A 22563-nucleotide genomic window follows, 5' to 3' on the forward strand; every position below is an offset into this window, starting at 1 on the left:
TTATAGGGTTCCTCTTATCTCTAATCACGCAACTGATAAACCCTTTCCACTTCATATTACAAAAAACTATTTCCGCTCATAAACAACAAAACGTGTCGGATGGCTATCTTTTTCTCCTTTTGGAATATCTTGTGTTTGCACAATAGTCCACTTTTCTTTATCAACAATAGGAAAAAAACAATCACCTTCTATAGAAGCTAAAACTTCTGTAAGAAATATTTTATCAGCAAGACGAAACCCTTGTTGAAAAATTTCACCCCCTCCAATAATAAAAATCTCCTCTAGGTCATTTTGAGAAGCAACGCTTGTTGCAAGAGAACAAGCCTGTGATAAAGAGTGCGCAACAACAGCCCCTTCAGCACTAAAGGTACAATCGCGCGTAATGACGATATTCGTGCGCCCTGGTAAAGGTTTTCCGATAGAATCCCAAGTTTTTCGCCCCATTATAATGGGCTTACCCAACGTCAACGCCTTAAAGCGTTGCAAATCTGTTGATAAATGCCAAGGCATCGCACCTTCACGACCAATAACACCATTTTCTGCAACAGCAGCAATTAAACAAATAGAGATCGTCATATTGCTACCGGCGCTTTAATATGAGAATGCGCTTCATAATTAAGCAATTCAAAATCCTCAAATTTAAAAGAAAAAAGATCCGTTACCGCTGGATTTATGCGCATACATGGCAAAGCATTTGGTATACGAGATAGTTGATGTTTTGCCTGTTCAAAATGATTAGAATAAAGATGAGCATCTCCCAGCGTATGAATAAAATCACCCACTTTAAGGCCACTGACTTGCGCAATCATCATCGTTAACAATGCATAGGACGCAATATTAAATGGAACCCCTAAGAAAATATCCGCTGAACGCTGGTAAAGCTGACAGGACAATTTACCCTCAGCAATGTAAAATTGAAAAAGACAATGACACGGAGGCAAAGCCATTTCTTCTATTAATGCGGGGTTCCAAGCTGATACAATCAAGCGACGAGAATCTGGCTTTTCCTTAATCATCTTTAAAAGATTATTAATTTGATCAATATGGCGTCCATCATGAGCAGGCCAAGAACGCCACTGATATCCATAAACAGGACCAAGATCTCCCTTTTCATCAGCCCATTCGTCCCAAATAGAGACACCATGCTCTTTCAACCACGTAATATTTGTATCGCCTTTAAGAAACCACAAAAGTTCATAAATAATTGAACGTAAGTGTAACTTTTTTGTTGTTAACAATGGAAATCCCGCTTGTAAATCAAAGCGCATCTGATACCCAAAAATAGATCGCGTCCCAACACCCGTTCGATCTATCCGATCAATACCCTGATTTAAAACATGAGATAAAAGAGCAAGATATGATTTCATAGGGCTATTATGTCCGATTCTTTTCATTATAGAAAATAAAAACTGTAAAATCCCTATAAACATAATTCAAATCTTTTTCCAAAAACATCTTACACAAGAAATTATCATGATCTGACTAAAATTTTGATGTAAAAGATAAAATACTATAGACAGCTTCTAAGAAAATAACATAGAGGGATAATGAACGAAAATGGATGAACGTGAAATGAAGGAAGCGAATATGGAAAAACAAGAAGCTTTAGCACCACATGATACAAGAAAACGTATCTGGGCTATTGTGTCCAGTGCATCAGGTAATCTAGTAGAATGGTATGATTTTTATGTCTATTCTTTTACATCCATTTACTTTGCATCACAATTTTTTCCCTCAGACGGCGATGTCGTTGCACAACTTTTAAAGGCCGCTGGTGTCTTTGCTATTGGTTTTCTTATGCGCCCAATCGGTGGGTGGCTCTTTGGGTTTATTGCTGACCGCTATGGACGTAAACGCTCAATGCTTATTTCTGTTTTTATGATGTGTGGAGGTTCTTTCTTAATCGCCATACTTCCTACTTATGAAACGATAGGAATGGCAGCAGCAATTCTTTTGCTTTTACTCCGAATGCTTCAAGGACTTTCTGTCGGGGGTGAATATGGTACGACAGCCACTTATATGAGCGAAATTGCCCTCAAAAACCGCCGTGGATTTTTTAGCTCTTTTCAATATACCACATTAATCGGTGGACAACTTCTAGCCAGTCTCGTTATATTTATTCTCGCCCTTTATCTCACAGAGGATCAACTAAAAGCGTGGGGATGGCGTATTCCATTTGCCATTGGTGGATGCGGCGCAATTGTTGCAATTTACCTCCGCCGCACACTTCATGAAACAACCACAGAAGAAAATCGTTCTAAAAAGCAAGCTGGTAGTCTTTTAGAGCTGCTACGCAATCACAGGAAAGCTTTTTTTCTAGTTGTTGGCTTTACAGCAGGGGGATCGCTCACATTTTATACCTATACAACTTATATGCAAAAGTATCTGATCACAACCACCGGCTTTGACAAACATACTGCAACAACAATCATGACAGTTGCACTGTTTGTTTTCATGTTACTTCAACCTGCATTTGGTTTTATGGCTGATAAAATTGGAACAAGAACTTCACTCCTTATTTGGAGTGTTTTGTCTATTATCTTTACAATTCCTGGACTTCATGTGATTGGTAATACTGATAAAACATGGATTGCTCTATCAGTCATTATTGGAATGCTATGCATTATGAGCTTTTATACGTCCATCTCTGGTATTGTAAAATCAGAAATGTTTCCCGCTTCAGTGCGAGCAACAGGTGTTGGACTCTCTTATGCTATTGCCAATGCAGTGTTTGGTGGTTCTGCTGAATACGTAGCACTTGGATTAAAAGATCTTGGACACGGATCTATCTTCTATTTTTATATAACTGGCATGATGATTATTGCATTCGTTGCAGTTCTCTTGATGCCCGATGCTCGCAAAAAAGGATATTTACAAGGGGACAACATTCATTAACTTTTGGTGTTAAAAAAGCCCAGTATTCTGGGCTTTTTTTATATCTGTTCTACAAAAATTAAAGTTTACAATTTTTTATTTTTATCCTTTCAAATACTCTAAAGAAGAAATTTTCTCTCCTGTATAGATCGCTTATCACAATAAACGGCTTTATATCGTTATGAAGAGATACTTCTTGAGCTGAATTGAGTTCACTGAAGCTAAGAAGCATTTGTTTTATTTTAATATTTCTATTCCTCATCAAAATCGAAGCCAAACGATCATCTTTCAAGAAATTTTATCAATAATAAATGACACATTATCTCATGCTTTTGTTTAATACGTTCTTTAGTAGCCCAACATACAAAACAAAGCCCCATGAAAAATAGAAAATACCACTATGTTATGAATTCTTGCACTTTTTGAAGAAATATTTCTCAAATATACTCAAGCCCATTTCACGATAGCCCCCATGAATGGCATAATGATAAAGCGCATATACAGTATAAATATTACACAACACATTGATTTATAATAATATATCTAGCATCATTCAACTTTAACTAAAACCCTGTGGAGCGTAGGATTTTCCATTTCAAGTTTGTTTTATGTTGAATCAATCAAAACCATTCGCTGACACATTACAAGTAAGGGAAAAGCCATGCGGATAAAACTGTACGAGAAAAGCCTAAAAATACCCCTTATGAACCGTTTCAATAGCTCAAAGACTGCGTAACATTGTAAACCACAATCTTTAGCTTAATAAAAATGCAAAACACGCTATCATTATCCTATTTGTTAGCGCTATACTATTTATAGCGCCCTTAATTTTTCATACTCCCTTGATATTTAAGATGATTCATAAAAAGATTTTACACATACATCAATCTCGCATGTAATCGGCAGTAACGCCATTTTACGAAACAAGATCAAGCCTATAAAACAAAGAATATCATATCCTCGCAAACGCTCTCGTATGCAAATAATTCACAATGAAACAAAAAAACAATCTTTCCTTAAAAGATAACCAAAAGCACACGATTTATGCAATACACCATAAGTTCAAAACAGTATTGATCACTCGAGAGAAAATCTTACACGAAAACCTCTGAACTTTAAGTTGCAAGTTCATTCTTTTACCATTTCAAGTTTTTAGGCTATACAAAAGGATATAATCATAAAATAAAATTCTATTTTATGCTTACCAAAAGTATAATTTAAGTTATGCTCCATACAATAATTCAATCAAAATTTAATTTATTTATTCACTGATAATATAAAAATAACATATATTAATATAAATATTATTTATGTTGTTTCATTAAAAATAAAATACCTTAAAAAATTAAAAGTATCACAAGTTTTATTAAAGTGTGTTCCTAATAAATTATCATGATACAATTGCATTTTTATGCTATACATTGTCAACAAATTTAACAAACAGAAAATTTATTTATCTAAAAGGGGAATACTTCATGAATAACCAAGCAACTTTAGATCCACATGATACAAGGAAACGTATTTTTGCTATCATATCCAGTGCATCAGGAAATCTCGTAGAATGGTATGACTTTTATGCTTATTCCTTTGCATCGGTTTATTTTGCATCACAATTTTTTCCTGAAGATGAAGATATTGTTACACAACTGTTAAAAACTGCAGGAATATTTTTTATTGGCTTTCTTATGCGTCCAATTGGAGCATGGCTCTTTGGCTTCATTGCTGATCGCTATGGACGTAAACGCTCAATGCTTATTTCTATTTTTATGATGTGTGGAGGTTCTTTTCTCATTGCTATACTTCCTACCTATAAAACCTTAGGAATAACAGCAGCATTTCTTCTCCTTTTAGTCCGTATGTTTCAAGGACTCTCCGTTGGCGGTGAATATGGTACAGCAGCTACTTATATGAGCGAAGTTGCCCCTAAAAATCGTCGTGGGCTCTTTGCTTCTTTTCAATATGCAACAACGATCTCAGGTCAACTTCTCGCAAGTTTTATAATATTTATTTTAGCCATTTACCTTAACGAAGATCAGTTAAAAGCGTGGGGATGGCGTATTCCTTTTGTCATTGGTGGCTTTGGAGCAATCGTTTCAATTTATCTTCGAAGCTTGCTTCATGAAACAACAACCCTCAAAAGCCGCTCTGAACAACACGCCGGTAGTCTTAGGGAGCTTTTTCGCAATCATAAAAAAGCATTCTTTTTAGTTGTTGGTTTTACAGCGGGTGGATCACTCACATTTTATACATATACCACTTACATGCAAAAATATCTTATCACAACCACTGGCTTTGATAAACAAACTGCAACAACGATAATGACGGCTGCCCTCTTTATTTTTGTGTTATTCCAACCCCTTTTAGGTTCTCTCGCCGATAAAATTGGAGCAAGAGCTTCACTCATTATTTGGAGTGTCTTATCCATTATCTGCACCATTCCTGTGCTTAAAATGATTGGAAATGCTCATAATCCATGGACAGCGCTCTTCATCATTATTGGAATACTCTGTGTTATGAGTTTTTATACATCTATCGCAGGTATCATAAAAGCAGAATTATTCCCTGCTTCAATCCGAGCAATTGGTGTTGGATTTGCTTTTGCCATCGGTAATGCACTCTTTGGCGGTTCTGCTGAATATGTAGCACTTGGACTAAAAAATATGGGATACGAATCTGTTTTCTTTTTTTATATCGTTGGAATGATGATTATTGCCTTCATATCTATTCTCCTTATGCCTGATATAGATAAAGGAGGATATCTCGATAAAGACCACCTTCATTAAATTTATTGACTGGAAAAAAGCCCAAGAAATTGGGCTTTTTTATCATTATTTACCCAACAACTTAATTTTTTATATTAAAACCCATTTCGTTATCGTACTTTCAACGATGAAGCTAACTCTCAATAATGAAAAATTACAGAATACCTTCTATGATTTTCAAGGGTCATTCTTATAACATATTGATTTAATTATTATTTACTGTTTTATATATCAAATAAAAAACCTCAACACCGCAAAATCTCCTCATTTTCACCCTTTTATATAAGCCCCCTCACAACGATACCTCTTGCAATGCATAAGAAGAATTAGTCTATGGGTAAAATTATTTAATAAATTAATAAAATTACATATCTATGAATTATTTAAAGTAAAAATTTAGTTTATTTTTGTAAACAATTTATAATTAATGATTTATCGTAATAAAAGTTGGATATATACAATAAAAATTTCATTGAATATTGTTAAAAGAACTTTATAATTTATTTTATACATTATTATAACATAATATAAATATTAAAAACATTAATAAAGCTATATATAATATATAATAAACAGCTAAAATTTAAAAAATATTATTTTAAATATTTTTCATAAAAAATAACTATTATACACTTGAATTTTTCTGAAAATCGTAAAGAATTAAGTTTAGAAAATATGGATAATAAATCCACAAGGGGAACAACTCATGGAAAATGGAACAATTTCAGCATCACAGGATGCAAGAAAACGCGTTTTTGCTATTATAGCAAGCGCATCAGGAAATCTCGTAGAATGGTATGATTTTTACGTTTACTCATTTGCATCGATTTATTTTGCATCACAATTTTTTCCTTCAGATGGTGATACGATTACGCCACTGTTGAAAACAGCGGGGGTATTTTTTATTGGCTTTCTTATGCGCCCTATTGGCGCTTGGTTTTTAGGATTTGTCGCCGATCGTTATGGACGTAAACGCTCAATGCTTGTATCCATTTTTATGATGTGTGGTGGCTCTTTTTTCATTGCCATACTTCCCACCTATGAAACCTTGGGAATAACATCAGCGATCCTTCTCCTTTTAGCGCGAATGATGCAAGGCCTTTCAGCGGGGGGTGAATACGGTACAGCAGCCACTTATATGAGTGAAGTTGCCTTAAAAAAGCATCGTGGGCTTTTTGCTTCTTTTCAATCAGCCACCCTTATTACAGGTCAGCTTCTTGCCAGTTTCATTATATTTATTCTAGCATCTTATCTTTCTGAAGATCAGTTAAAAGCATGGGGATGGCGTATTCCTTTTGTGATTGGTGGGTTTGGAGCACTCATTGCGATTTATCTACGTCGTGCCCTCCACGAAACAACCACGAAAGAAAGCCGCTCTCACAAACACTCTGGTAGTCTTAAGGAACTTCTCACCAAACATACAAAAGCCGTTGTCGTGATTGCCTGCTTTGCATCAGGAGGATCACTCACATTTTACACCTTTACGACTTATATGCAGAAATATCTGATCACAACCACCGGCTTTGATAAACATACAGCCACAACGATTATGACAGCTGTACTATTTATCTTCATCCTGTTCCAACCCATAGCAGGTATCATCGCCGATAAAATTGGAACAAAAACTTTACTCATCATTTGGAGTATACTTTCTGCCATCTTTACCTTCCCTGGACTTTGGATAATCGGTAACACCCATAGTATATGGGTTGCTGTATGCGTTATTATTGGCTTGCTCTTTATTATGAGCATGTATACATCTATCTCTGGTGTGGTAAAATCAGCTATGTTCCCAGCTTCAGTACGGGCATTAGGCGTTAGCATCTCTCATGCCATTGGTAATGCCTTATTTGGCGGTTCTGCTGAATACGTCGCGCTTGGACTAAAGAAGTATGGTCATGAATCACTCTTTTACTTTTACATAACCATCGTGATGATCATGGCTTTCATTGCGCTTCTTTTTGTTCCAAGTATGCGTAAGGGAGGATATCTCCAAGACGATGAAAAACATTAACACACTCTATAAACATAAACAAAAAGCCCAAGAAATTGGGCTTTTTTATCATTATCGTAAATTTTTAATAGTGTCTAAATTTTATGAAGTGCATTGAGTTCCTTAGCGACTAAATAATAAAAAGTTATACGACTTTTTCGACGCTCTCCAGCCATCATCTGAGCAACTTTTGAAACCGCCATTTTAGCACTCTGCTCATCAGCTTCTAAAACATCTTGAACCCATTTTTCAACACGTTCTAACTCTTTTGGATCCGATGTCGCAACAAGTGCTGCATCCTGCTTTTTCATCACCAAAGCTAAACGATGCTCAAGTCGTTCAACGGCTGCTGCATCGGGGTTTGAATCATAGTGTTTAATATCTGCTAGAGTATTTGTCATTTTGCATCATCTCCTCTCCAAAAATGAACGGCTGCACTTTACAGCCGCCTCATATAGCTCCATAAATAATTAGAGGATTAAAAATATTAACAACCCCCCCTTTTCCTAAGACTGTTCTTCATCTATATTTAAAGGGCTGGCTTTCCAGCTATGGTAATAAATGGACGGTGAAATAAACCTATTGGACCCGGGGGCGGTACCCGGCGCCTCCACCAAAGTATAAACAACCAAAATTATATTTTGGTGGGGGCGAAATAGGATCGACAAGGGTGTAAAGATCGCTCTTTTACTCGGCATTGTACCACCGTTATCGGGCTAAATGAGTAGTTGCAAATGACAACTATGCGGAAGCACGTCTCGCTGCTTAAGGCAGTGTGAATGTTTCAAATTGACTCTTAAACCGTCGCAGGTTTAAGCGGGGTTGGAAGGCACCTGGCAACAGAAGCCTTCACTTTTTAAAATGTTATTGTTTGATCTTTCAGACATTATCAGACATTATTTTTCGTGTTTTTTCGATTCAATGAGGTAGCTCGTAGACAAAATACTGCTCGTTTTTAAATGAATTCTCTTACACAATATCAATAGACCCATTCTGCTACGTGAAATAAAAGGAATAAACTTCGATGGTTAAAGATCAAATCCGTTACGATATTCTCGTTCAGGATGCGCTTCGTGGAGTTATCCGTAAAGTTTTATCGGAAGTTGCTAAAGCAGGACTTCCAGGAAATCATCACTTTTTTATAACTTTTTTTACAAATGCTCTAGGCGTTAAAATTTCTTCTCGGCTAAAAAATCGCTATCCTGAACAAATGACGATCGTCTTGCAACATCAGTTTAGGGATCTCAGTGTTTCAGAAACAGCCTTCGAAGTAACCCTTTCTTTCAGGGAAATTACCGAAAAACTTGTAATTCCTTTTACTTCCATTCAAGTCTTTTACGATCCTGTAGCAGCGTTTGAAGCAGCATTTGATCTCCCTTCAAAACTTCCCTCTGTAGAAAATGAAGATTCAGAAGATACCCCTTCTGCACCCATCACTCTATCAAACAAACAAAAAAAAGAAAATACGCCCACAAAAGAACAAAATCTCACGACCAACAAAGAACCTTTAAATAACGATACAAAACAAAGTGCTGATGTTGTCTCTTTAGATTCTTTTCGGAAGAAATAAATTTTCTCATGACTGAACCAATAAATCTTCGCCAATTTCGAAAACAAAAAAAGCGTGCAGAAAAAGCGCTTCATGCTGAAGAAAATCGCTATCGTTTTGGACGAACAAAAACTGAAAAGCTTTTCGAGCAACAAAAATCTTTCAAAACGCAAAGATTTCTCGATCAAAATCGTTTACGAAACGACGAATAAAAGGGAAAAAATGAACGAACGTAATTCTATTGATTGGTCAAAAGTCACGCCACAAAAGATATCTGTTCGTGTTGATGGACACGCAACAAGTGTCTCTTTAGAACCACCATTTTTAGATATTCTTAAAGATATAGCCCGCAAAAAAGGACAATCTTTAGCTTTTATCATCACTGACATTGATAGCCAAAGACCTCAACAAGTCAATCTTTCAGCCTCGCTACGCGTTTACGCCCTTCAAAGTATTCTGACAAAACGTCTTTAATACTTGCTTTTGTTGTAACATCTCTCGTTCAATTAAGATTGTAGCTTTTAAAAGAAAAGTTTTTTAAACCTAGCACTTTAATAAAAAAAAGATTACAAAAAAGGTATAATGAATAATTTTTCCGATCACATACCTTTCTTTGAAGAGGATACCCCCCCAACCCATGATGAGAAAAACTCTGGGACTTCTTTCCCTGTTCTCAAAGAGAAAAAATCATATAGCAGAGACTATTTAGAACAACTTAATCCAGAACAACAGCAAGCTGTTATGAATACTGAGGGACCTCTTTTAGTTCTTGCCGGTGCTGGTACTGGAAAGACACGCGTTTTAACGACCCGTATTTCTCACATTCTGCGCTCTGGACTTGCCTCTCCTCAACAAATACTTGCTGTCACTTTTACCAATAAAGCAGCCCGTGAAATGAAAATACGTATTGGTGAACTCATTGGTGAAGTTGTTGAAGGGATGCCTTGGCTTGGCACTTTTCATTCCACTGGTGCTAAAATTTTACGCCGCCATGCAGAGCTTGTTGATTTAAAAAGAAACTTTACAATTCTCGATAGCGATGATGTTCTTCGACTTTTAAAACAGCTTATTCAAGCTGAAGGCTTAGACGATAAGCGTTGGCCCGCACGAAACCTTGCCATGATGATTGATTCTTGGAAAAACCAAGGACTTTCACCAGGACATATCTCAAAAAGTGAGGCGCATTCCTTTGGCAACGGCATGGGACGCGAACTTTATCGCAGTTATCAAAATCGATTAAAAGATCTTAATGCTTGTGATTTTGGCGATCTTCTGCTTCATTCTATCTCTATCTTCCAACACAATCCAGATATTCTTCGCGAATACCATTCTCAATTTCGCTATATTCTTGTTGATGAATATCAAGATACAAATACAGCACAATATCTTTGGCTTCGCCTTTTGGCACAACATCCTCAAGGCCAAAATGTTAATCTTTGCTGTGTTGGCGATGATGATCAATCTATTTATGGATGGCGTGGTGCAAAAGTTGAGAATATATTACGATTTGAAAAAGATTTTCCTTCCGCCAAAATTATTCGTCTAGAACGCAATTATCGCTCAACATCCCATATTCTTAAAGCCGCCTCCCATCTGATTGCTCATAATGAAGAAAGGCTCGGCAAAGTCCTTTTTTCTGCTCAAATAAAGAGTGAGGAAGAAAAAGTCAAAATTCATTCAGCATGGGATTCGGCAGAAGAAGCACGAGCAATCGGAGAAGAAATCGAACGCGCCCAACAAAGCGGTCATGCATTAAATCATATGGCTATATTAGTACGTGCATCATTTCAAATGCGTGAATTTGAAGATCGCTTTGTAACACTTGGCCTTAACTATCGAGTCATTGGTGGTCCTCGTTTTTATGAGCGAATGGAAATACGTGATGCTATGGCTTATTTACGTGTTGTTGTCCACCCTGCTGATGATTTAGCTTTTGAGCGTATTATTAATACACCTAAACGCGGCATAGGAGATGCAACGCTGCGCATTCTTTATGAGAGTGCGCGCGCACGTTCTGTTTCTCTTTTTTCCGCTGCCGCTGATATCATTGAAACAGATGAGCTAAAACCTAAGGCACGCAGTGCTTTAAGAAGCCTTATTGAAAATTTCCGCCGCTGGCAAAATATGCTGCAATGTACGCCCCATAGAGAGCTTGCCGAGATCATCCTTGACGATTCTGGTTATACAGCCATGTGGTTAGAAGATCGCTCACCAGAAGCACCCACACGACTAGAGAACCTTAAAGAAATGATCCGTTCCATAGAACAATTTGAAAATCTTCAAAGCTTTTTAGAACATGTTGCACTGGTTATGGAAACAGAAAATAATGAAAACATGGATGCAGTCAACATCATGACACTTCATTCTGCTAAAGGGCTTGAATTTGAAACAGTTTTTCTTCCAGGCTGGGAAGAAGGGCTCTTTCCCCACCAACGCTCATTAGATGAAGGGGGACGCTCAGGCTTAGAAGAAGAACGGCGTCTTGCTTATGTGGGACTTACAAGAGCAAAAAAACATCTACATATATGGTTTGTCTCCAACCGCAGAGTTCACGGACTTTGGCAATCTGCTCTTCCCTCCCGTTTTCTAGATGAATTACCAGCAGAACATATAGAAGCCATAGCCATGGAAACATCTTATGGTGGTTATGGAAAATCCTCCTTTCAACATCATGATTTCTTTTATCATGACTATGCAACACCAAGACAAAGGCATGCACAAAAAAACAAAAATATTGAAGGGAAAGTTATCGCTCAATCAGTCTCTGAAGCACCATCAAATTTTGCAATCAATGATCGAATTTTTCACATAAAATTTGGTTATGGTCATATTACAGCGATAGATGATCATAAATTGACAATAATGTTTGAAAAAGCTGGAGAAAAGCGTGTACTGGATAATTTTGTAGACAAAGCTTAACAAAAAACAATCTATTTTTTCAAAAGACCATTTTATTCTGAATGTCCTTTCCATTTGCCAACAAAAGCTTCAATGGGTAAATTTTGCATATCAGGTAATGCGTTGTAAATTTTATCAAGCGGCCAATCCCACCAAGCCATATCTAAAAGATCTTCTATCACAGTATTGGGAAAACGCATCCGCAATTTCTTAGCAGGAACCCCAACAACAATCGTATAAGGCATAACATCTTTTGTTATAACAGCATTGGCTCCAATAATTGCCCCATGCCCAACTGTCACCCCAGGCATAATAACCGCTCCATGCCCAATCCACACATCATGTCCAATGATAACACGTTTTTCACACCGCCTTTCACGAAAAGAACGATCGAGTGCCCTATAACGAAAATATTCGTTGGGACGATAGGTTATTTTATGGGTTGAAACACGCTCCATGGGATGCTCCAACGCATTCATTCGCACATGCGACGCAATAGAACAAAAACGCCCAATATCACTATAAATAGCCTCACTGTTATGTTCTAAATAAGAAAAATCCCCAACAGTTACATCCCGCAAAATCACCCGCTCATTAATTTCCACATAGCGCCCTAATTTACAACCATGCAATCGCGCCGTCGTATGAATACGCGGTTTACTTTCATGGAATCGAAGATCGTTTTCAATATTCATAATATTGTCTTCCATCAATTGTTTTATCAAGAAATATGAAAAGACATACCAACCAAACCCACAAAATCAACCATGAAACAAACATTGCAAAACAAACCAGCCAATGCTAGAATTTTTGGGCACTTTTAAGAAAGACAAGTTATGAAAAATGTAATCCGCATCTTCAGCTTAACAGTTATATTTCTTGGGGGGATTTTTATTTATGATACATTGATAAATAAACCTTTAGGGGATGACTTTACTCTCACCGATTCAAATGGACAAACTGTTACCCAAGCTGATGTTCGCAGTAAACCTTCAATTATTTTCTTCGGTTTTACGATGTGCCCTGAAATCTGTCCTACGACATTAATGAATCTTGATCGATGGCTTACAGCCCTTGGACCAAAAGCGGATAAATTAGGAAAATGGTTTGTGACTGTTGATCCTGAACGAGACTCACCGGAAGCGCTTCATGAATATCTCAGTAATTTTACTAACAAAATTATTGGGATCAGCGGAGATCCTGAAAAAGTTCATAAAATGGTTGATTCCTTTAATATCTTTGCTGAAAAAGTGCCTAATACAGATGGAAATTACACTTATAATCATACAGCAGCAATTTTTTTGCTCAAAAAAGGTGGCAAACTAGCTGGTATTATTCCTTATGACCCCAAAGAAGACGATAATGAATTAAAAGACGAAATTGCTATTGAACGACTCAAAAAACTTGTCTCAAACTAAATAAAAAGCCGATTATAAAGAAAGAACAAGATGTCACAGCAGATTCGCCTCTATTATACTGCTTTAAAGAATGAAGCAGAACGATTTTACGCCCTTATAGAGACAGCTTTTGACGAAGAAGGGTATCCTTTGGCTCTCGTAGAAATAGATGACAAGAATGCTGTCTATGAGCTTTCTCTGTATATTGATCAAGATAATCAAGAGCGTGTTTCGAAACGTTTTGCACAAATCCTTTCTATAGATCCTGATAAAATTAACCGTGAAATTTTGCCCAATATTGACTGGGTACAAAAAAGTCTAGAAGGACTAAAACCAGTCCATGCCGGCCCTTTTTTCCTTCATGGAAATCATAACCGAAATGCCATTCCTGCAAATGTTCTCCCTATTGAAATTGATGCAAATCAAGCTTTTGGAACTGGACATCATGGAACAACTGCGGGTTGTTTGGAAATGATTGCCAAAATAATGCAACATGAAAATCCAAAAAATGCCCTTGATCTTGGAACAGGCAGTGGGGTCTTAGCCATTGGCATAGCAAAGCTTAAACCCATTGCTATACTTGCATCTGATATTGATCCAATCGCTATCAAAGTTGCTCAACACAACATTGCGCTCAATGGCGTAGAAAAATATATTACGGCAATTACAGCAACAGGTTTTGCCCATGATGAAATTGCATCACGTGCACCCTTTGATCTCATCATTGCTAATATCCTTGCCAATCCACTTATTGAACTTGCACCAGAAATGGCTCAACTCCTTCAAAAAGGTGGATCACTTGTACTCTCTGGAATTCTTGAAGAACAACACGATTCTGTATTGAAAGCTTATGTAAAACAGGGGCTGAAACACATTGAAACATACCACCGTCAAGAATGGGTTACGATACATCTTAAATAAATAAAAAGGACGTTGTTATGTATCAATCTTTTGAAACAACAACAAACCCCACCCATGCCTTCGGGCGTATTTCCTCTCTTCGTAAAGAACTCGATCGTCTTGGGCTCGATGGTTTTCTGGTTCCACGCAGCGATGAACATCAAGGAGAATATGTTCCCCCTCATGCTCAACGCCTGAGCTGGCTTACTGGCTTTACTGGATCAGCAGGGATCGCTCTTATTTTAAAAAATAAAGCGATTATCTTTACAGATGGACGCTATAAACTCCAAGTTCGCCAACAAACTGATCCTCATATTTTTGAATATGAAGATCTTATAACGTGTCCTCCCTCACAATGGCTTGAAAAAAATGGAAAACAGCTTTCTATTGGCTTTGATCCATGGCTCCACACCATTGCCGCTACAGATGCATTGAGAAAATCCTTAGAAATAAAAACAGCTGGAAAGCTGATCGCAGTTCAACAAAACCTCGTTGACCTTATTTGGCATGATCAACCACCATCACCACAATCTGCTTTATCGATTCATCCTCTTCAATATGCAGGATGGGAGAGTGATGAAAAACTATCTTTAATTCGCAAAGACATACACCAAGCCTGTGCAGATGTTTTTATTTTTACAGATCCCTCTTCTATTGCATGGATATTCAATATACGTGGCAATGACGTTTCCAATACACCTTTTTCTCTTTGTTTTGCCCTGATACCCATAGAAGAAACACCAGCCTTATTCATTGATAGCAAAAAGCTTGGTGTAGAACAAAAACAATATCTGGAACGGTATGCAAAATTATATGAACCAGAACAATTTATTGTAAAGATCAAAGATTATAATCAAAAAGGTATGATTTTTGCCTTAGATCCACAGTTAACATGCGAAAAGTTACGCACTGTACTTGAAGAGGATGGAAAATTTTTTATCACACTAACTGACCCTGCTGCTCTACCCCGTGCCATTAAAAATAACACGGAATTGGAAGGTGCGCGGGAAGCACATCTATGCGATGGTGTTGCTCTTACCCGTTTTTTTGCTTGGTTAGACAAACAAACACCAGGCACAATCAATGAAATTTCTGCTGCTCAGAAATTAGAAGAATTTCGCATAAATACGGCAGAAAATATGGGAAAAAAACTTGAAGATCTCTCTTTTGATACAATCTCAGCAGCAGGTGCAAATGGAGCGATCATCCATTACCGTGTAACAAATGAAACCAATAAACAACTCAAAGCTGGTGAACTTTACCTTGTGGATTCAGGTGGACAATACCGTGATGGCACCACAGATGTCACACGTACGGTAGCAATTGGGAATATTGGAGAAGAAGAAAAACGCTGTTTTACTCTGGTTCTTAAAGGCATGATTGCTCTTTCAACCGCTTGCTTTCCAAAAGGAACACGCGGACAAGATATTGATGTTCTAGCGCGCATTGCCTTGTGGAAAGCCGGTTTTGATTACGCCCATGGCACGGGGCATGGTGTTGGTTCTTATCTCTCTGTTCATGAAGGACCACAAAATATTTCATGTAGAGGATGCCAAGAACTCATCCCTGGAATGATTGTTTCTAATGAACCTGGATATTATCGTGAAGGTGCTTTTGGTATTCGTATTGAAAATTTACTCATTGTAAAACCAGCACAAAGAATTGCTGATGGAGAAAAAGAAATGCTCTCGTTTGAAACACTCACGAATTGCCCCATTGATCGAAGGCTCATCCTCTCAGAGCTTTTGACACAAGAAGAGCAACAATGGCTCAATGATTATCATGCGCGTGTTTATCAGATGAATGCACCCTACCTTAATGAAGAAGAAAAGGAATGGGCGAAAGAAGCAACAATGCCCCTTTAAGTAAAAAGCACAAAAATATTTTTTAACGCTTTCTAACACGCACACCCCTGCTTTTTTCCAAGCAAAAATGTGCACTGAACACGAGGAAATCTTCAAAACATTTCCTCATTAGCTTATTATCTTGATAAGGAAATTTATCTTGATAACACAATATTTTACAGCATAAAAAAATAATTATAAATGAACTTTCAAAACCAATAAATTGCATCTAATGAGAAAAATAAAGACGAGCATATTCTTCATGCTTGAGGGTCATCTCCCTAAACATTATGTTCCTCAATCAGTTGTAGCCAAGCCTCTTCATCGATAACCTCAACACCTAATTCTTGTGCTTTAGTCAATTTTGATCCCGCTCCAGGTCCTGCAACAAGAAGATCTGTTTTTTTAGAAAGTGAACCAGATGTTTTGGCCCCTAATCGCTCTGCCAATGCTTTTGCTTCATCGCGTGACATATGCGCTAAAGTTCCTGTAAAAACAATTGTCTTCTCCGCTATTGGTGAAGATGCTGCCAAAGCAGGCTCCTCATCGAGAGGGGTTACTTCTTCAAGCAAAACAGCCAAAACCTCACGATTATGTGCTTCTTGATAAAAATCAATAATTGCGCTGCCTACCTGTGGTCCAATTCCTTCGATATTGGTAAGCTCTATCCAAGCTTCATTGCCTTCTTTATTATCCTGCTCACATGGCATAAGTGCTTCCATCGCCGCAGTTTCAAAGGCTGTATAATTTTGATAAGCTCGTGCAAGGCGACGTGCATTCACCTCTCCAACATGACGAATTCCCAATGCAAACAAAAAACGGCTTAAAGGAATTTCGCGGCGAGCATTAATGGCATCATACAATTTCCGAACTGAAACAGTCCCAAACCCTTCCATATTTTCCAAACGTATCAAAGACTTTTCCTGGCGCCGTTCTAAAGTAAAAATATCGGCTGGTGTATGAATACAAAGTGCCTCATCTTGAACATGGAAAAAAAACTCCACCTGTTTTTTACCCAAGCCCTCAATATCAAAAGCATTGCGCGCAACAAAATGACGAATACGCTCAATCGCCTGTGCAGGACAAATAAGCCCACCTGTACATCGACGCACAGCTTCTCCCACTTCACGAACAGCATGGCTGCCACAAGCAGGGCAGAGATGAGGAAAAACAAAAGCAGAAGAGTCTTTTGGGCGTTTTTCCAAAATAATATCAACAATTTGAGGAATGACATCACCAGCCCGTTGTATAATCACCGTATCGCCTATACGAATATCGCGCCCTTCACGAATGAGTTCTCCTTTATGACCAATTCCCTTAATATAATCCTCATTATGCAAACTGGCATTGGTCACCACCACCCCACCAACAGTAATAGGCGTAAGACGTGCAACAGGCGTCAAAGCTCCCGTACGACCGACTTGAATGTCAATAGCTTCCAAAAGCGCTATCGCTTTTTCTGCTGGAAATTTATGCGCTATTGCCCAACGCGGTGAACGAGAAACAAACCCCAAGCGCTTTTGGAGCATCAAATCATTAACCTTATAAACAATACCATCAATATCATAGTTTAAAGAATGACGACGTTCTTCGATATCACGATAATAGGAAATAATTTCTTCTATTGTCTTAAAAACTTTTGTCAATGGATTGATAATAAAGCCATATTCTTTGAGCTTTTTCATCATCTCCATTTGACTTTCTGCAAATATTTCACTCACTTCACCACAAGCATAAGCAAAAAATTGCAGCTTTCTACTAGCAGTTATCCGCGAATCCAGTTGACGGAGTGAACCAGCCGCAGCATTTCTAGGATTAGCAAAAGTTAATTTTCCTCCTTCCTGTTGACTCCTATTAAGTACTTGGAAATCTTCCCGTCCCATATAAACTTCACCACGTACCTCAAGAATATCAGGAATTTTGCCTTGCAAAACTTTTGGAATATCAACAATTGTTCGAGCATTCGCCGTCACATTTTCACCAACAGTTCCATCCCCTCGCGTTGCTGCACGCACAAGCCGCCCCTTTTCATAACGCAAAGACAACGACAAACCATCAATTTTTGGCTCTGCTGTTATTTCCAACACTTGTGTTTCTGGAAGCCGTAAAAAACGACGAATACGCTCAACAAATTCAGTAACATCTGCAGCATTAAAAGCATTATCAAGTGAAAGCATAGGCTGTGCATGAACAGATTTTTCAAACTTTTCTGAAACCGATGCTCCAATTTTATGTGAAGGAGAATCTATGCGAACAAGTTCAGGAAAGAGCGCTTCAATTTCTGCATTACGACGACGTAAAGCATCGTATTCTGCATCAGAAATTTCAGGCTGATCGTCACGATTGTAAAGCACATCATGACGTGCAATCTCTTTTGCCAACCACTCTAATTCACTTTCTGCTTCAACTACCGTGAGGTTTTTAATTCCGTCCTTGTTCATAAAATCTATTCCAAATGGTGGGCTATAGCCATAAAAATCTCAACTCTTTCATCATGAAGTGAATTCAAATGAAAGCATGCTCGTCAATCTTTTTACCTTTTTCCAATGATGACTAGGCAAGAAGCTTCTGAGCAGCAGCCCGTGCTTCTTCAGTAATCTGTTCTCCTGCCAACATACGAGCAATTTCTTCTGCACGCTCATGCTCTTCCATTTTATGAATAGCCGTAACAAAGCGCCCTTTATCGTCACTCTCAATCTTTGAAATAAGAAAATGATTATGCGCTTTTGACGCGACTTGGGGGGCATGTGTAATAGCAAAAACCTGAATCTTTTCCGACAAACGCTGCAACCGCTGCCCAATAGCTGCAGCAACAGCGCCCCCAGCGCCTGTATCAATTTCATCAAAAATCAGCGTGGGAGCAGATCCACGATCAGATAACACAACCTTTAATGCTAGTAAAAAACGAGATAATTCACCGCCAGAAGCCACACTCAGCATGGGACCAGCCCGTGTTCCAGGATTTGTTCGAACCCAATATTCAATACGATCACACCCCTCTGCATTTCGCCTTTCAACATCAGTCTGCATTTCAACAATAAATTCTGCCTTTTCTAACTTCAATGCTGGCAATTCAGCCATAACACTTTCAGATAAATGCTTTGCTGTTTCTCGACGCTTTATCGTTAAGACTTCTGCCAATGTATCATAATTTTTCTTTGCCTGCTCTGCCTCATCTTCAAAACGTGTCAACGTGTTCTGAGCCTCTTCAAAATCCGTAAGTTCAGCATCCATTTTATCGCGCAACTGAACCAATTCATCTGCACAGACCTGATATTTACGAGCAAAACCACGAAGCGTAAAAAGGCGTTCTTCTATCCGTTCCAATTCATCAGGTTCAAAATCCAATGCCCGCATTGCCGCCTCAATTCCCTCCTGTGCTGTTGCAAGAGCATGCAATGCATCATCGATAGATTTCACCACAGGAGCAATCAGCTCCTCTGCCTCAGGAATTTTCCGCTCCAAGCGCCTTACCAAATTAGAAAGCACCGGAATTGGCGATTTTTGACCACTTAAAAGATCATCCGCTTCTTTAATATCCGTCGCTATTTTTTCTAATTTAAGCATATCTGAACGGCGAAGAGAAAGGGCATCTTCTTCACCAACTTGAACATCAAGCTTTTCAAGTTCTTGCACACACGCACGCAGATAATCCATCTCACGCGTTGCATTTTCTACTTTAAGACGCTGTTGTTGCAAACGCTCTTCACATTCATGCCATACCCGATAACACTGGCGCAAATTTTCTACTTCATCTTCAAGCCCGCCAAAAGCATCTAATAATTGGCGATGTGCAGCAACATCAACAAGCGCACGATCATCATGCTGTCCATGAATTTCAACCAACTGACGGCCAACACTCCGCATCAAGGAAACACTAGCCACCTGATCATTAATAAAGACACGACTGCGCCCATCACTTGATTGCACACGCCGTAAAATGATATCGCCTTCCTCATCAAGACCATTCTCACGAATAAGCTGACGTGCAGGATGTGAAATAGGGACATCAAAAACAGCCGTAACCTGCCCACGGTCAGTACCATGACGCACAAGCGAAGCATCCCCCCGCCCTCCAAGGGCAAGCGACAAAGCATCAAGGAGAATAGATTTTCCCGCCCCTGTTTCACCAGTTAAAACCGTCAACCCCGCCGCAAAATGAATATCGAGCGTTTCGATCAAAACAATATTATGAATCGAAAGCTGTATCAGCATAGAGAATCAACGTACCCTCTTCTTATCACCACCTAAAGCATTTGAGATCCAAGAAGATTTATGCTCATGTGGCACTATTTTATTCTTCTGCAAGAGATTATAAGAAAATTTATACCACTCACTTTTGGGATAATTACGTCCTAAAATAGCTGCTGCCGTCTGTGCTTCCGCCGTTAAACCGAGAGCAAGATTAACTTCTGTTAAACGGAAAAGCGCTTCTTCAATTTGATTTGTATCGGAATACTCTTCAACGACGGTGCGAAACCGTCTACTTGCAGCAAGATAGCGCCGCCCCTCTTCATAATAACGGCCAATCTGCATTTCTTTACCAGCCAACTGTTCGCGCCCGAAACGTATTTTATCCTTAGCATCCTTGACATATTCAGAATTCGGATAACGCTCTATAAGGAGCTGCATCGCAGCAATAGCACGTTTCGTATCACGTTGATCACGCGTAACATCAGGAATCCGACGGAAAGAAGAAAGACCAATGATATAGTACGCATAAGCCGAGTCAGTAGACCCTGGATAAAGAGTAATATAGCGTTGAGCCATACTAATTGCATCATCATACTTTCCAAGTCGATAATTTGTAAAAGCACCCATGACTAAAGATTTACGGCCCCAATCTGTATAAGCGTACTGTTTTTCAATTTTCAAAAACTTTTTCGCTGCGTCTGCAAGCCGCCCACTCTCAAGGCTAGCAAGCCCCTGATTATAGAGAACATCTGGTGGATCTATTTTCAAAACATAAGCAGATGGATCAAGGGTATTTTTCTCTTTAAAGAGACATCCCGCTAACACACAAGTGCTTCCTAAAAGCACCACCCCCAATATCCTGCGTACAACATTAGATTTTCTATATGCTATATTTCTAATGCACACATGAGATTTTTTCATAGTCTTTCCAGCCTCCAGAGAATATCACCTTGTAGCAAAAATAATTTGTTAAAAGTTTTTATACCATATCACTTTAAAATGCACATAACCAATTTAGCAGTTTAGGTCAATCATCCCCTTAAAAATCAAATAAATGATAAAAAAGCCTTGCCAATTTTCTTTTATTCTTTCCCTAAAGAGCTTTTTTCATAATATGATTCGTCTGCCAAAACAGCTTTCACCAATTGTGCATTAATTCTATGTCCACTACAATAAGAGCGAAATAATCCAATAAAAGGGCTCCCAAGCAAAGCAGTATCACCAATCGCATCAAGCATCTTGTGCCGAACACATTCATTTTCCCAATAAGGACCATCAGAATTTAAAATTTTGTCATTCAAACCGATAACAAGAGAATTTTCCAAAGAAGCACCTCTCGCCTTTCCCAAAAGCCGCAATTTTTCTACGTCTTTGATAAAACCAAAAGTGCGTGCGCGTGACAAATCATCTCGAAATCCTTGGCTGGTAAGATCAAAACAGAAATGTTGCTTACCAATAGCAGAAGAAGGAAAAGAGATCGTTACATCAAAACGACGCCCATCAAATGGCAAGAACTCTGCAAAACCATGAGCTCCTTCAACCCGCAACGGCTTTTTTATAATGAAATAAGAACGGTATGCATTTTGCTGGATAATGCCAGCATCTTCAAAAGCTTGGCAATATTGCCATGCAGAACCATCTAAAATAGGGATCTCATTCTGCGACACTTCAATAACAAGATTGTCCAAATTATAAGCAGCAATAGCTGCCATCAAGTGTTCAATTGTTTCAACCCCTACCTGTCCATCTCCAAGCATGGTTGATAACTCGGTTTCTCCCATTTGTGATGCATGGGCTTGAAACATTTTCTCTGTTCCGTCTAATCCAAAACGTTTAAAAAGAATACCACATCCAACATCAGCTGGATAAATCTTTACCATTGACAAACAGCCACTATGAACGCCAACGCCCTTAAATGTTACTGCTTTTTTAAGAGTCGACTGATATTTCGGTACCAAGTTCATCATATTATTTTATTGCATTTCTTTTACACATTTTAATAAAACTTATAAAACCATTAGAAAAATATTCATAGTAAATAATAAAAAAAACCGCTTAATATAAGCGGTTTTTAAAAAACAAAGTATTTTATCCAAAACAATAGTGTATTTTACTTCATAATTTCTGACCTATCGTAACAAAAATCATAAAA

Annotated in this window: 18 protein-coding genes and 1 other RNA gene; 11 read left to right on the forward strand and 8 right to left on the reverse strand. The window is 38.2% G+C overall.

What is annotated here, in order from left to right:
• Positions 1-66: 66 nt before the first annotated feature.
• Both CER18_RS01940 and CER18_RS01945 read right to left on the reverse strand, forming a co-directional pair.
• Complete coding sequence (locus tag CER18_RS01940) at positions 67-576, reverse strand: dihydrofolate reductase (protein WP_100128430.1); 510 nt, start codon at positions 574-576, stop codon at positions 67-69.
• The gene (locus CER18_RS01945) at positions 573-1367 is read right to left on the reverse strand and encodes a thymidylate synthase (RefSeq protein ID WP_100128505.1); all 795 of its coding nucleotides are present in this window, start codon (positions 1365-1367) and stop codon (positions 573-575) included. Before CER18_RS01945 ends, CER18_RS01940 begins: the two co-directional genes overlap by 4 nt.
• 190 nt (positions 1368-1557) lie before the next feature.
• Between CER18_RS01945 and CER18_RS01950 the strand changes: the two genes are divergently transcribed.
• The 3 genes from CER18_RS01950 (at position 1558) to CER18_RS01960 (ending at position 7650) form a co-directional block, all read left to right on the forward strand.
• Positions 1558-2895 carry an MFS family transporter gene (locus CER18_RS01950; RefSeq protein ID WP_280951558.1) on the forward strand — a complete coding sequence of 446 codons (1338 nt, stop codon included), beginning with the start codon at positions 1558-1560 and terminating at the stop codon, positions 2893-2895.
• A gap of 1454 nt (positions 2896-4349) precedes the next feature.
• Positions 4350-5657 (forward strand): MFS family transporter, encoded by a 1308-nt coding sequence (locus CER18_RS01955; protein WP_100128431.1) that lies wholly within the window; start codon positions 4350-4352, stop codon positions 5655-5657.
• A gap of 685 nt (positions 5658-6342) precedes the next feature.
• A complete protein-coding gene (locus CER18_RS01960; protein WP_100128432.1) occupies positions 6343-7650 on the forward strand; it encodes an MFS transporter in 1308 nt (435 codons plus the stop codon).
• A gap of 74 nt (positions 7651-7724) precedes the next feature.
• Here the strand turns inward: CER18_RS01960 and CER18_RS01965 are convergent, their stop codons facing one another.
• Positions 7725-8030 carry a DUF2853 family protein gene (locus CER18_RS01965; RefSeq protein ID WP_100128433.1) on the reverse strand — a complete coding sequence of 102 codons (306 nt, stop codon included), beginning with the start codon at positions 8028-8030 and terminating at the stop codon, positions 7725-7727.
• A 96-nt stretch (positions 8031-8126) separates the two neighbouring features.
• On the opposite strand from CER18_RS01965, the gene ssrA reads away from it, so the two are divergent.
• The 5 genes from ssrA (at position 8127) to CER18_RS01990 (ending at position 12097) form a co-directional block, all read left to right on the forward strand.
• Positions 8127-8483, forward strand: a transfer-messenger RNA (tmRNA) gene (ssrA, locus tag CER18_RS01970).
• 170 nt (positions 8484-8653) lie between these two features.
• Entirely contained in the window at positions 8654-9199 is a 546-nt protein-coding gene (locus CER18_RS01975) for an SspB family protein (RefSeq protein ID WP_100128434.1), read from the forward strand.
• 8 nt (positions 9200-9207) lie between these two features.
• On the forward strand, positions 9208-9390 hold the full coding sequence (locus tag CER18_RS01980) for a DUF4169 family protein (protein WP_100128435.1): 183 nt from the start codon (positions 9208-9210) through the stop codon (positions 9388-9390).
• A gap of 10 nt (positions 9391-9400) precedes the next feature.
• Positions 9401-9652, forward strand: a complete 252-nt coding sequence (locus CER18_RS01985; protein WP_100128436.1) for a ribbon-helix-helix domain-containing protein — start codon at positions 9401-9403, stop codon at positions 9650-9652.
• Positions 9653-9760: 108 nt separating this feature from the next.
• On the forward strand, positions 9761-12097 hold the full coding sequence (locus CER18_RS01990; protein ID WP_100128437.1) for an ATP-dependent helicase: 2337 nt from the start codon (positions 9761-9763) through the stop codon (positions 12095-12097).
• 32 nt (positions 12098-12129) lie between these two features.
• Here CER18_RS01990 and CER18_RS01995 read toward each other — a convergent pair whose 3' ends face one another.
• Complete coding sequence (locus CER18_RS01995) at positions 12130-12771, reverse strand: DapH/DapD/GlmU-related protein (protein WP_100128438.1); 642 nt, start codon at positions 12769-12771, stop codon at positions 12130-12132.
• 141 nt (positions 12772-12912) lie between these two features.
• Between CER18_RS01995 and CER18_RS02000 the strand changes: the two genes are divergently transcribed.
• Genes CER18_RS02000 through CER18_RS02010 form a run of 3 tightly spaced genes read left to right on the forward strand, consistent with a single transcriptional unit; the run spans position 12913 to position 16238 of the window.
• Positions 12913-13494: an SCO family protein gene (locus CER18_RS02000; protein ID WP_100128439.1), complete on the forward strand. Its 582-nt coding sequence runs from the start codon at positions 12913-12915 to the stop codon at positions 13492-13494.
• Between the two features lie 30 nt (positions 13495-13524).
• Entirely contained in the window at positions 13525-14394 is an 870-nt protein-coding gene (locus CER18_RS02005) for a 50S ribosomal protein L11 methyltransferase (RefSeq protein WP_100128440.1), read from the forward strand.
• A gap of 17 nt (positions 14395-14411) precedes the next feature.
• On the forward strand, positions 14412-16238 hold the full coding sequence (locus CER18_RS02010) for an aminopeptidase P family protein (protein WP_100128441.1): 1827 nt from the start codon (positions 14412-14414) through the stop codon (positions 16236-16238).
• A 260-nt stretch (positions 16239-16498) separates the two neighbouring features.
• Here the strand turns inward: CER18_RS02010 and ligA are convergent, their stop codons facing one another.
• The 4 genes from ligA to lpxC all read right to left on the reverse strand — a co-directional run bounded on the left by ligA (position 16499) and on the right by lpxC (position 22378).
• Positions 16499-18658: an NAD-dependent DNA ligase LigA gene (ligA, locus tag CER18_RS02015; RefSeq protein ID WP_100128442.1), complete on the reverse strand. Its 2160-nt coding sequence runs from the start codon at positions 18656-18658 to the stop codon at positions 16499-16501.
• Positions 18659-18770: 112 nt separating this feature from the next.
• Positions 18771-20432 (reverse strand): DNA repair protein RecN, encoded by a 1662-nt coding sequence (gene recN / locus CER18_RS02020; RefSeq protein ID WP_100128443.1) that lies wholly within the window; start codon positions 20430-20432, stop codon positions 18771-18773.
• Between the two features lie 6 nt (positions 20433-20438).
• Positions 20439-21332 carry an outer membrane protein assembly factor BamD gene (locus CER18_RS02025; RefSeq protein ID WP_100128444.1) on the reverse strand — a complete coding sequence of 298 codons (894 nt, stop codon included), beginning with the start codon at positions 21330-21332 and terminating at the stop codon, positions 20439-20441.
• 161 nt (positions 21333-21493) lie between these two features.
• The gene (gene lpxC / locus CER18_RS02030; RefSeq protein WP_100128445.1) at positions 21494-22378 is read right to left on the reverse strand and encodes a UDP-3-O-acyl-N-acetylglucosamine deacetylase; all 885 of its coding nucleotides are present in this window, start codon (positions 22376-22378) and stop codon (positions 21494-21496) included.
• Between the last annotated feature and the right edge of the window lie 185 nt (positions 22379-22563).

Origin of the sequence: Bartonella tribocorum (assembly GCF_002777915.1) — a bacterium.
GTDB classification, from domain to species: domain Bacteria; phylum Pseudomonadota; class Alphaproteobacteria; order Rhizobiales; family Rhizobiaceae; genus Bartonella; species Bartonella tribocorum_A.

Coding starts and splice junctions, on each gene's coding strand:
- CER18_RS01995 (WP_100128438.1), bottom strand. CDS start 12,771: ATGAATATTGAAAACGATCTTCGATTCCATGAAAGTAAACCGCGTATT.
- CER18_RS02010 (WP_100128441.1), top strand. CDS start 14,412: ATGTATCAATCTTTTGAAACAACAACAAACCCCACCCATGCCTTCGGG.
- CER18_RS02025 (WP_100128444.1), bottom strand. CDS start 21,332: ATGAAAAAATCTCATGTGTGCATTAGAAATATAGCATATAGAAAATCT.
- CER18_RS02005 (WP_100128440.1), top strand. CDS start 13,525: ATGTCACAGCAGATTCGCCTCTATTATACTGCTTTAAAGAATGAAGCA.
- recN (WP_100128443.1), bottom strand. CDS start 20,432: ATGCTGATACAGCTTTCGATTCATAATATTGTTTTGATCGAAACGCTC.
- CER18_RS01990 (WP_100128437.1), top strand. CDS start 9,761: ATGAATAATTTTTCCGATCACATACCTTTCTTTGAAGAGGATACCCCC.
- ligA (WP_100128442.1), bottom strand. CDS start 18,658: ATGAACAAGGACGGAATTAAAAACCTCACGGTAGTTGAAGCAGAAAGT.
- lpxC (WP_100128445.1), bottom strand. CDS start 22,378: ATGATGAACTTGGTACCGAAATATCAGTCGACTCTTAAAAAAGCAGTA.
- CER18_RS01950 (WP_280951558.1), top strand. CDS start 1,558: ATGGATGAACGTGAAATGAAGGAAGCGAATATGGAAAAACAAGAAGCT.
- CER18_RS01980 (WP_100128435.1), top strand. CDS start 9,208: ATGACTGAACCAATAAATCTTCGCCAATTTCGAAAACAAAAAAAGCGT.
- CER18_RS01955 (WP_100128431.1), top strand. CDS start 4,350: ATGAATAACCAAGCAACTTTAGATCCACATGATACAAGGAAACGTATT.
- CER18_RS01945 (WP_100128505.1), bottom strand. CDS start 1,367: ATGAAATCATATCTTGCTCTTTTATCTCATGTTTTAAATCAGGGTATT.
- CER18_RS01975 (WP_100128434.1), top strand. CDS start 8,654: ATGGTTAAAGATCAAATCCGTTACGATATTCTCGTTCAGGATGCGCTT.
- CER18_RS01985 (WP_100128436.1), top strand. CDS start 9,401: ATGAACGAACGTAATTCTATTGATTGGTCAAAAGTCACGCCACAAAAG.
- CER18_RS01960 (WP_100128432.1), top strand. CDS start 6,343: ATGGAAAATGGAACAATTTCAGCATCACAGGATGCAAGAAAACGCGTT.
- CER18_RS01940 (WP_100128430.1), bottom strand. CDS start 576: ATGACGATCTCTATTTGTTTAATTGCTGCTGTTGCAGAAAATGGTGTT.
- CER18_RS02000 (WP_100128439.1), top strand. CDS start 12,913: ATGAAAAATGTAATCCGCATCTTCAGCTTAACAGTTATATTTCTTGGG.
- CER18_RS01965 (WP_100128433.1), bottom strand. CDS start 8,030: ATGACAAATACTCTAGCAGATATTAAACACTATGATTCAAACCCCGAT.